The sequence below is a fragment of the Streptomyces sp. NPDC054932 genome (assembly GCF_053610205.1).
Genome location: NZ_JBSGXU010000111.1, coordinates 1 through 9,372, shown reverse-complemented (window position 1 = coordinate 9,372; position 9,372 = coordinate 1). Strand labels below are relative to the sequence as shown.

Annotated in this window: 10 protein-coding genes, 1 tRNA gene and 1 riboswitch; of the genes, 7 read left to right on the top strand and 4 right to left on the bottom strand. The window is 70.2% G+C overall.

Going from position 1 to position 9,372, the window contains the following annotated elements:
• Window positions 1-52 precede the first annotated feature (52 nt).
• From ACWGE1_RS26095 to bcp, 3 genes are all read right to left on the bottom strand, one after another.
• Window positions 53-137 (bottom strand) — tRNA-Leu (locus ACWGE1_RS26095).
• Window positions 138-180: 43 nt separating this feature from the next.
• A complete protein-coding gene (locus ACWGE1_RS26090; RefSeq protein ID WP_453422910.1) occupies window positions 181-1,080 on the bottom strand; it encodes an HNH endonuclease signature motif containing protein in 900 nt (299 codons plus the stop codon).
• 261 nt (window positions 1,081-1,341) lie between these two features.
• Window positions 1,342-1,809, bottom strand: coding sequence for a thioredoxin-dependent thiol peroxidase (gene bcp, locus ACWGE1_RS26085; RefSeq protein ID WP_030009033.1), 468 nt, complete (start codon window positions 1,807-1,809; stop codon window positions 1,342-1,344).
• 104 nt (window positions 1,810-1,913) lie between these two features.
• Between bcp and ACWGE1_RS26080 the strand changes: the two genes are divergently transcribed.
• The 3 genes from ACWGE1_RS26080 to ACWGE1_RS26070 all read left to right on the top strand — a co-directional run bounded on the left by ACWGE1_RS26080 (window position 1,914) and on the right by ACWGE1_RS26070 (window position 3,093).
• Complete coding sequence (locus tag ACWGE1_RS26080) at window positions 1,914-2,234, top strand: DUF3618 domain-containing protein (RefSeq protein ID WP_453422926.1); 321 nt, start codon at window positions 1,914-1,916, stop codon at window positions 2,232-2,234.
• 43 nt (window positions 2,235-2,277) lie between these two features.
• Complete coding sequence (locus ACWGE1_RS26075) at window positions 2,278-2,619, top strand: GroES family chaperonin (protein WP_030009035.1); 342 nt, start codon at window positions 2,278-2,280, stop codon at window positions 2,617-2,619.
• A gap of 52 nt (window positions 2,620-2,671) precedes the next feature.
• Window positions 2,672-2,741, top strand: a riboswitch (guanidine-III (ykkC-III) riboswitch).
• A gap of 31 nt (window positions 2,742-2,772) precedes the next feature.
• Entirely contained in the window at window positions 2,773-3,093 is a 321-nt protein-coding gene (locus tag ACWGE1_RS26070; protein ID WP_453422909.1) for a DMT family transporter, read from the top strand.
• 4 nt (window positions 3,094-3,097) lie between these two features.
• Here ACWGE1_RS26070 and ACWGE1_RS26065 read toward each other — a convergent pair whose 3' ends face one another.
• Window positions 3,098-5,506 carry a transglycosylase domain-containing protein gene (locus ACWGE1_RS26065; RefSeq protein ID WP_453422908.1) on the bottom strand — a complete coding sequence of 803 codons (2,409 nt, stop codon included), beginning with the start codon at window positions 5,504-5,506 and terminating at the stop codon, window positions 3,098-3,100.
• Window positions 5,507-5,692: 186 nt separating this feature from the next.
• On the opposite strand from ACWGE1_RS26065, the gene ACWGE1_RS26060 reads away from it, so the two are divergent.
• The 4 genes from ACWGE1_RS26060 (at window position 5,693) to ACWGE1_RS26045 (ending at window position 9,192) form a co-directional block, all read left to right on the top strand.
• The gene (locus tag ACWGE1_RS26060; protein ID WP_453422907.1) at window positions 5,693-6,496 is read left to right on the top strand and encodes an ABC transporter permease; all 804 of its coding nucleotides are present in this window, start codon (window positions 5,693-5,695) and stop codon (window positions 6,494-6,496) included.
• A 67-nt stretch (window positions 6,497-6,563) separates the two neighbouring features.
• Window positions 6,564-7,433, top strand: a complete 870-nt coding sequence (locus ACWGE1_RS26055) for an ABC transporter permease (RefSeq protein ID WP_453422906.1) — start codon at window positions 6,564-6,566, stop codon at window positions 7,431-7,433.
• A gap of 4 nt (window positions 7,434-7,437) precedes the next feature.
• Window positions 7,438-8,412, top strand: coding sequence for an ABC transporter ATP-binding protein (locus tag ACWGE1_RS26050; protein WP_453422905.1), 975 nt, complete (start codon window positions 7,438-7,440; stop codon window positions 8,410-8,412).
• A 111-nt stretch (window positions 8,413-8,523) separates the two neighbouring features.
• Window positions 8,524-9,192, top strand: a complete 669-nt coding sequence (locus ACWGE1_RS26045) for a DUF1707 SHOCT-like domain-containing protein (protein WP_453422904.1) — start codon at window positions 8,524-8,526, stop codon at window positions 9,190-9,192.
• The last annotated feature ends 180 nt before the right edge of the window (window positions 9,193-9,372 follow it).

The window sequence follows — 9,372 nt, the reverse complement described above, 5'->3', positions numbered from 1 at the left end:
CACGCTGCCGAGAGGGCCCGTACGCATATGCGTACGGGCCCTCTCGGCAGCGTGCGGTCGGGGGGACTCGAACCCCCACGGGTATCACCCCACTGGGACCTAAACCCAGCGCGTATCGCCAATTTCGCCACGACCGCGACATGTTGCCCAATTCGGACATCAAGTCCATCCGGGCTGCCTTCAGTCTACGGTGCGGTCCGCGGTCTTGGTGCGGCGGTTCCGGCACCACGTGTCGGTCAGTGAATGGCAGTTGGGGCACAGGTACCGGAGGTTCTCGCGATGGTTGTCGCGCCAGTCCCCGTTGACGTGATCGATCTGGAGGGTGATCGGCCGTCCGCGCCACTCCCCGGTGTTGCCGCACTCTTCGCAGGCATACGGAACGCCGATCTCCTGCAGTGCCCGATGCAGACGGGGGCGGTGAACGCGTACCGCCCCCTCGGGAAGCCTGGTCAGGACGGTGTCGGCGGGGTCCTTCCGCGGGCGTACCGCCTGAGTGGTTGCCCAGGTGCGCCTCTTGAAGTGGCTGACGTCGAGGCCGAGCCGGGTGACCAGCCGCCGAACGCGTCGGTGGTTCACGTCATTGACGTGTAGGCCGAGGGCGCGCATGAGGTCCGCGTAGCTCAGTGCTGCCGGAACCGCCGCGCGCAGCGCGTCCTCGGAGACAAGGATTCGCGCGTTCCGGAAATGGGCGGTGTCTATGCCGTGCGACTTCAGCATCCTTCCGAGGGCGGCGCGGGAGCGGCTGTCGTCCGGCACGCCCAGGGCGCGAGCCGTGCCGCGCACGCTGTCGGCGGACGCTGCGGCTCCCGCAAGCTCCTCCGCGGTGAACGGAAGTTCGATGCCGCTCCGTTGCATGCCGCGGAAATGGCCGATGTCCATGCCGGCGGCGGCCATGCGGCGGACGATGTGCGACAGGGTTCCGGTGGCGGGCGGCGCGCCGAGCTTGACCGCAACTTCGCGCAGGGTGGTGGACGTCGCAGCTGCGGCGGCGATGGCCTCGTCGGGGTACTTGCGCCAAGGGCTTCGCTTGGCGAAATGACTCGTGTCGATCCCGTAGGCGGTGGCCTTCTCCTGCAGCATGCGGCGTCGCCCCCCGCTCTCCTTGAAGCCGAGGCGCCGCATCAGGTCGGCCCAGCCCCTCGACGCGGCGACCGCGGAGGCCAGGGTGTCGCGGTCGTTCGGGTCTTCCATGGCCCGCCCCCTCCGTGTTCCGTCCGGCCGCGTGTGCGGCCCTCGTACGGATTAACGGGTCGGCGGTGGGGCGGTTACGGCTAGTTCCGTCCGATAAGCGGAGCGGCCCGCACCGGGAGGGTGCGGGCCGGGCCGGAGCGTGGGGCGGGGTCAGAGGCCCAGGTCCTTGATGATTTTGGCTACGTGGCCCGTGGCCTTGACGTTGTAGAAGGCGTGCTCGACCTTGCCCTCCTCGTCGACCACCACCGTCGAGCGGATGACGCCGGTGACCGTCTTGCCGTACAGCTTCTTCTCGCCGTACGCGCCGTACGCCGTCAGCGTCTCCTTCTCCGGGTCGCTGACCAGGGTGACCTTCAGGTCCTCCTTCTCGCGGAACTTCGCCAGCTTCTCCGGCTTGTCCGGCGACACGCCGATGACGTCGTAGCCGTGTCCCGTCAGGAAGGAGAGGTTGTCCGTGAAGTCGCAGGCCTGCTTCGTGCAGCCCGGCGTCAGCGCGGACGGGTAGAAGTAGACGATCACCTTGCGGCCCTTGTGGTCGGCGAGCGAGACCTCGTTGCCGTCCGCATCGGGCAGGGTGAAGGCGGGGGCGGTGTCGCCCGGCTGGAGTCGCTCGCTCATCGTGACACTCTCCTCGGGAGGGGATCGGTATGCCATGAGACTAAGCTGACAGACTGTTCATGGCGGACTACGCCCCACAGGACCACGACGACGGAGGCAGCGCGGTGCCGGAAGCCAGGACCCCCGCACAGATCGAGGCGGACATCGTCCGCCGCCGTGAGCAGCTCGCCGAGACGCTCGACGAGATCGGTGTGCGCATGCACCCGAAGACGATCATCGGGGACGCGAAGGCTCGGGTCGCCTCGACCGTCGACCACACCGCCGGACGGGCCTTCGCCACGGTGAACCGGATCGTGACGGACCTGAAGGACGGCCTGCGCCACGACGACGGGACTCCGCGCATCGACCGGATCGTGCCCGTCGCGCTGGTCGCGGTGGGCGTGGTCGGGCTGCTCGTGGTGTCGGCGCGCCGCAAGCGCGGATGACCCTGAGCGGTACGGGGCGGGCGCGGACAGGTAGGTTCGGGGCGTGAGCGAGAACACCACCCACGACAAGCTGCCCATTCGCATGCTGCACGACCGCGTGCTCGTGAAGTCCGATCTGCCGGAGGGCGAGCGGCGCTCGGGCGGCGGCATCCTGATTCCCGCGACGGCTGCGGTCGGCAAGCGGCTGGCCTGGGCCGAGGTGGTCGCGGTCGGGCAGAACGTCCGGACGGTCGAGCCCGGTGACCGGGTGCTGTACGACCCGGAGGACCGTGCCGAGGTCGAGGTGCGCGGCGCGACGTACGTGCTGATGCGCGAGCGGGATCTGCATGCCGTGGCCGCGGAGCGGCTGGAGGGGTCGGAGGACTCCACCGGGCTGTATCTGTGATCTGTCCTTCGTGAGGCGTTCGGGCCGGTGACCCTGGTCACCGGCCCTTTTCGCTGCCTTTTGCTACGGTGGAGGAGAACCCGACGAGACGCGCCGTACCGGGTACGACAAGACGACGCACCCCGTATCGCTCGATGTCTCGGAGGTGCCGTCATGGCATGGGTTCTTCTTCTCGTCGCCGGTCTGCTCGAAGTCGGCTGGTCGATCGGCATGAAGTTCACCGAGGGTTTCACCCGGCTGTGGCCCAGTGTGTTCACGGGCGCCGGCATCGTCGCGAGCATGGTGTTGCTGTCCTACGCCGCGAAGACCCTGCCCATCGGTACGGCGTACGGGGTGTGGGTGGGCATCGGCGCCGCCGGTGCGGCCGTGGTCGGTATGGCGGTGCTGGGTGAGCCCGTCACCGCCGCCCGGATCTTCTTCATCTGTCTGCTGCTGGTCGCGGTGGTGGGACTGAAGGCGACCTCCGGTCACTGACCGGCTATTCGAGGAAGGCCGAGGGCGGGCGCAGGCCCTCCGCCGGGCCTCCGTCGCTTCCTTGCGTGCTGCCCTGGTTGCTGCCCTGTGTGCCCTGGGTGGTGCCGCCCTCGTCGCCGCCCTGGGTGGTGCCTGCGTTGTCCTGACCGCCGTTGCCCTGGCCTCCGTTGTCCTGGCCCGAGTTCGTCCGGCCGCCGTTGTCCTGGCCGCCCTGGTCCTGGCCGCCGTTGTTCTGTCCCTGGTTGCGGCCGCCCGTCGGGTTCGACGGCGTGGGCCGGGTCGGGCGTTGCGGGGTGCTGGGGGAGGGGGCGCCGGTGGTCTCCTGCGGCGGGTTGGATTCCGGGCCGGTCGACGGCGGCGGCTGTGCGGCGCCGGCCTGGACCTCCAGGTCGAAGTCGACGGGGTCGGTGCCCTCCAGGGCGGTCTTGGTGTACGCGGCCCAGATGCGGGCCGGGTACCCGCCGCCGCCGATGCGGGCCTCGCCGAGGGCGCCGTAGAGGGACTGGAGGGTTCCGGTGTCCGGGTCCTGGCCCATCATCGAGACCACGGTGACCAGGTCGGGGGTGTAGGCGGCGAACCAGGCCGAGCGGTCCAGTTCGCCGGTGCCGGTCTTGCCCGCGGCAGGGTGGCCGGCGGCGAGGGCGGCCGTACCGGTGCCGTTGTCCACGACGCTGACCAGCATGGCCGTGGTGGTGTCGGCGGCTTCGCGGCTGATGACCTGGGTGGGGGTGCGCTGGGGCAGGCCGATCGTGTCGCCGCCCTTGGTGATCTTCTCCACGAAGGTGTAGGGGGTGCGGCGGCCGTGGTCGGCGAGGGTGGCGTAGGCCTGGGCCATGTCCAGGACGCCGGCCTGGAGGGTGCCGAGTGCCATGGCCGGGCTCGCGACGAAGTTCGGGGTGTTCTCGGGGATGCCGAGGTCGATGGCGGTCTTCTTGACCTTGTCGGTGCCCACGTCGACCGCCATCTGTGCGTAGACGGCGTTGACGGAGAGGTCGGTGGCGGTGTTGACGCTGATGTTGCCGTAGCTGACCTGGCCCTCGTTCTCCGGGTTGAAGCGGATCCGGCCGCCGACGACGGGGCGTTTGTTGTCGCCGTTGTAGATCGTGTTCGGGGTGATGCGGCGGCCGTCCTGGGTGCGGGAGTCGTTCTCGACGGCGGAGGCGAAGACGAACGGTTTGAAGGTGGAGGCGACCTGGTAGTCGTGCCGGGTCGCGTTGTTGACGTACTGCTTGGTGTAGTCGATGCCGCCGTACAGGGCGACGACCTTGCCGGTGGCGGGGTCGATGGAGACCCCGCCGGCCCGGACCAGCCGGTCGGCCTTGCGTGTCTCGGGTGCGAGCCTGCTGACCATCTGGTCGTCGACGGCCTCGACGAAGGCGGTCTGGCGGCGTTTGTCGATGGTGGAGGTGATCCGGTAGCCGCCCTCGGCAAGGGTCTTGTCGTCGAGGATCTTGTTCTCGACGATGTAGTCCTTGATCGCTTCCACGAGGTAGCCGCGCTGGCCGGACAGGCCCGCGGCCGCGCGTACCTTGCCGGGTTCGGGGAACTGCGTCGTCGCTCGTTCGGCGGGGGTCAGCCAGCCCTTCTTGACCATGCCGTCGAGTACGTAGTTCCAGCGGGCGAGGGCGCGGGGGCGGCTCTGGGAGTGGGAGACGACGTCGAAGGCGCTGGGGGAGTTGAGGAGGGTGGCGAGGTAGGCGCCTTCGGCGGTGGTGAGTTTGCCGACGTCCTTGCCGTAGTAGGCCTGGGCGGCTGCCTGGATGCCGTAGGCGTTGCGGCCGAAGTAGCTGGTGTTCAGATAGCCCTCAAGGATGTAGTTCTTCGACTTTTCGCGACCGAGTTTGATCGCGATGAAGAATTCCTTGACCTTGCGTTTGATCGTCTGTTCCTGGCCCAAGTAGTAGTTCTTGACGTACTGCTGGGTGATGGTCGAACCGGACTGGGTTCCCTTGCCGGTCGCGGTGTTCCATGCGGCGCGGATCATCGCCTTGGGGTCCACCGCCCGTTCGGAATGGAAGTCCCGGTCCTCGGCGGCCAGTACGGCCTCCTGCACCGTCCGGGGGATCTGCGACAGCGGCACGTTGACGCGGTTTACCTCGCCATCGCGGGCGATCTGGGAGCCGTCGGAGTAGAGGTAGACGTTGGACTGTGCGGTGGCGGCGGCGTTGGCCGGCGGGATGTCGACCAACAGGTAGCCGGCCACGAGGGCGCCGCCGATCAGCAGGGCGATCAGCAGGACGCCGCCCAGGACCATGCGCCAGGTGGGGAGGAGGCGGCGCCAGCCGGTTCTCTTCCGCGTCTTCTTCCCCGGTCCGCCCTGGTGGGGGCCCGGTCCGGGCTGTCGCGCCTGCCCGTGGGGCGGGGTGTCGGGGTCACGAGGGGTCCAGCCGGGGGGTGGTGACTGGTCGCTCATCTCCAGGACTCCTCGGCGCCGTTCGAAATATCCACTTCTGTACCTCATGGTGTCTACCCGATGGCCACCGATTCCGCTCCGGACGGGCGTAAATCGGTCGCGTGGCTCGCCCCTCCGCACTAAGCTCGCGCGCTTTGGCCGACGTAGGAACGACCTGGGAAACGGAGGGATACGGTGCGCCGGAGAGTGCGTCTCTACCTGGCGGTCGCGGCAGGCGGATTCAGGCGTTACGCCACCTACGGGACGGCGACCGCGGCCGGGGTGTTCACCAATACCGTGTTCGGATTCATCGTCGCCTACACGTACATCGCGCTGTGGGACGAGCGACCGGGACTCGGCGGCTACGACCAGGCGCAGGCGCTCACCTTCGTCTGGATGAGCCAAGCTCTGCTGGCCGCCTGCGCCCTGATCGGCGGCGGCTTCCAGGAGGAGCTCCAGGAACGGATCAGGACGGGCGACATCGCCGTCGACCTGTACCGGCCCGCGGACCTCCAGATGTGGTGGCTCGCGGCCGATCTGGGCCGGGCCGGCTTCCAGTTGCTGGGCCGCGGGGCGGTCCCCCTGGTGGCGGGGGCGCTCGCCTTCCCGCTGGCGCTGCCCGTCGATCCGCTGCGCTGGCTGCTGTTCCTGATGTCCGTCCTGCTGGCGCTGGTGGTGAGCTTCGCGCTGCGCTACATGGTGGGGCTGGTGGCGTTCTGGCTGATGGACGGGGCGGGGATCAACATCATGGCCACCGTCAGCTCGATCTTCTTCTCCGGGATGCTGCTGCCGCTGACCGTCTTCCCGGGCGGCTTCGGCGAGTTCGTCCGGGCCCTGCCGTGGGCGGCGATGCTCCAGGTCCCGATGGACGTCCTGCTGGGCAAGCACGCGGGGGCCGGGGGCGCGGCCGAGGCGCTGGCGTTCCAGGCCGGGTGGGCGCTCGTACTGCTGGGAGCGGGACGGCTGTTGCAGTCGGCCGCGACGCGGAAGGTGGTGGTCCAGGGTGGCTGAGGTGGAGGTGGAAGCGGGCTCGGGGGCGGAGGCGTCGCCGGCGTGCGTCCGGTCGCGGGAGTCCGCGGTGGCGGCAACGGCAACGGCAGCGGCAACGCGGACGGTGGCGGTGGAGGCGCCGCGGCGCGGTCGCGTGCGCGAGGGGCTGCGCGGCTACCGGCTGATCGTGGCGATGTGGATCCGGTCCACGATGACGTACCGGACCTCCTTCGTCCTGACGACCGTGGGGCACGCGGCGATCACCCTCCTGGACTTCGTCGCGATCTACATCATGTTCTCCCACGTGGACGCCCTCGGCGGCTTCACGCTGCCCGAGATCGCCCTGCTGTACGGCTCCTGCTCGGCCTCCCTGGGCCTGGCGGACATGCTGCTGGGGAACACCGACCGGATCGGCGCCCGGATCCGGGACGGCTCGCTCGACACGATGCTGGTGCGTCCGGTCCCGGTGCTCGCGCAGGTCGCGGCGGACCGGTTCGCGCTGCGCCGGCTGGGCCGGATCGGGCAGGGGCTGGGCGTGATGGGCTGGGCGCTCTGGACGCTGGACGTGGACTGGACGGCCGGGAAGGTGCTGCTGGTCCCCGTGATGGTCGTCGCCGGGGCGGCGATCTTCGCGGCGGTGATGGTGACCGGCGCGGCCTTCCAGTTCCTGTCCGGGGACGCGGCGGAGGTGCAGAACTCCTTCACCTACGGCGGCTGCACGATGCTGCAGTACCCGCCGACGGTCTTCGCGAAGGACCTGGTGCGCGGGGTGACCTTCATCGTCCCGCTCGCCTTCGTCAACTGGCTCCCCGCACTGCACGTGTTGGGGCGGCCCGATCCGCTGGGGCTGCCCGGGTGGGCCGCGTACCTGAGCCCACTGGTGGCCTTCGTGGTGTTCCTGCCCGCGTCGCTGGCGTGGCGCGCGGGAGTCCGTTCGTACCGAAGCACGGGGAGCTAGAGCTGTGGCGGATGTGGATGTGCTGATCTCGTTGGACGGGGTCGAGAAGGTCTTCGACGTACGGCGCCGGGTGAGCCTGATGCGCCGGGAGAAACGCCAGGTCAGGGCGGTGGACGGGATCAGCTTCGAGGTGGCCCGGGGCGAGATGGTCGGATACATCGGGCCCAACGGCGCCGGGAAGTCGACCACGATCAAGATGCTGACCGGCATCCTGACCCCGAGCGGCGGCCGGCTGCGGGTCGCGGGCATCGACCCGGCGCGGGAGCGGATGCGCCTCGCCCACCGGATCGGAGTGGTCTTCGGGCAGCGCACGACGCTGTGGTGGGACCTGCCGCTGAAGGACTCGTACGGGCTCATGCGGCGGCTGTACCGGGTGCCGCGGGCCCGGTTCGAGGAGAACCTGGAGCGCTGCGTGGACCGCCTCGACCTGGCCGAGCTGCTGGACGTACCGGTACGGCAGCTGTCGCTCGGGCAGCGGATGCGCGGGGACATCGCGGCGGCGCTGCTGCACGATCCGGAGGTGCTGTACCTGGACGAGCCGACGATCGGGCTCGACGTGGTGAGCAAGGCGAAGGTACGGGGCTTCCTGCGGCAGCTGAACGACGAGCTCGGTACGACCGTGCTGCTGACCACGCACGACCTCCAGGACATCGAGCAACTGTGCGAGCGGGTGATGGTGATCGACCACGGGCGGCTGATGTACGACGGGCCGCTCGGCGGGCTGCACGCGGCGGGGTCGGTGGCGGAGAGCGAGCGGACGCTGGTGGTGGACCTGGAGCGGGAGCTCCCGCCGATCAGCGTGGCGGGGGCGCGGGTGGTGAAGGTGGAGGGGCCGAGGCAGTGGCTGGCCTTCCCGGCGGGGGCGTCGGCGGCGCCGCTGGTGGCGGCGGTGGCGGCGGACTACCCGCTGGTGGACCTGTCGGTGCGGGAGCCGGACATCGAGGACGTGATCGCGCGGATGTACGCGGGCCGGGGCTGATCCCCGGCCTGGGCCGGTCGCCGGGGCGGGGTCGGATCAGGGGAAAGCCGGGGTCGATCTCAGGGGCCGGAGCCGTACAACTCCGGGGAAACCCTGCATAGTCTGGTGCGCATGAGTGACGATCGGCCGGAGAAGCCGTTGCCGGAGCTGAGGGCGTCCGATGCCGACCGGGACCGGGTGGTGGAGCGTCTGCGGGACGCCGTCGCCGAGGGCCGGCTCGACATGGAGGAATTCGAGGAACGGCTGGAGGCGGCGTACAAGTCCCGGACGTACGCGGAACTGGAACCGCTGACGCGGGACCTGCCGGCGCCGGCGGGCGGACCGGCGGACCTGCCGGCGCCGCTCGCGGGGCCGGGGCCGGCGGGCGAGCCCTGGTCGGGCCGGATCGGCGGAGCGGGCACCTCGACGACGGCCGTGGCGGTCATGTCGGCCTTCCAGCGCAAGGGCCGGTGGACGGTGCCGGCGCGGCTCGACGCGGTGGCGTTCTGGGGCGGCGGGGAGCTGGACCTGCGCGAGGCGGACTTCGCACAGCGCGAGGTGGTGATCAACTGCGTCGCGATCATGGGCGGCATCGAGATCACGGTGCCGCCGGGGGTGGAGCTCGACGTCCGGGGCATCGGCTTCATGGGCGCGTTCGACCAGCGCGACAGCCCGGGCCCGGCCCGGCCGGGGGCGCCGCGGGTGGTCGTGACGGGCTTCGCCTTCTGGGGCGGCGTGGAGATCAAGATCAAGAACCCCAAACGCCCCTTGGGCGGCCCGTCCCTCCGCAAGGAGCTGTAGCCCTTCGGGGTGCTTGGCGGTGTGCGGGGGTGGGGCGGTGCCCCGCACGAGGGTCTCCTCGGCTCGCGCGGATCCCCTGCGGGGTGCTTGGCGGTGTGCGGGGGTGGGGCGGTGCCCCGCACGAGGGTCTCCTCGGCTCGCGCCTGCGGCCGTGGTTGTGCCGTTCGGCCTGGGTTGCGC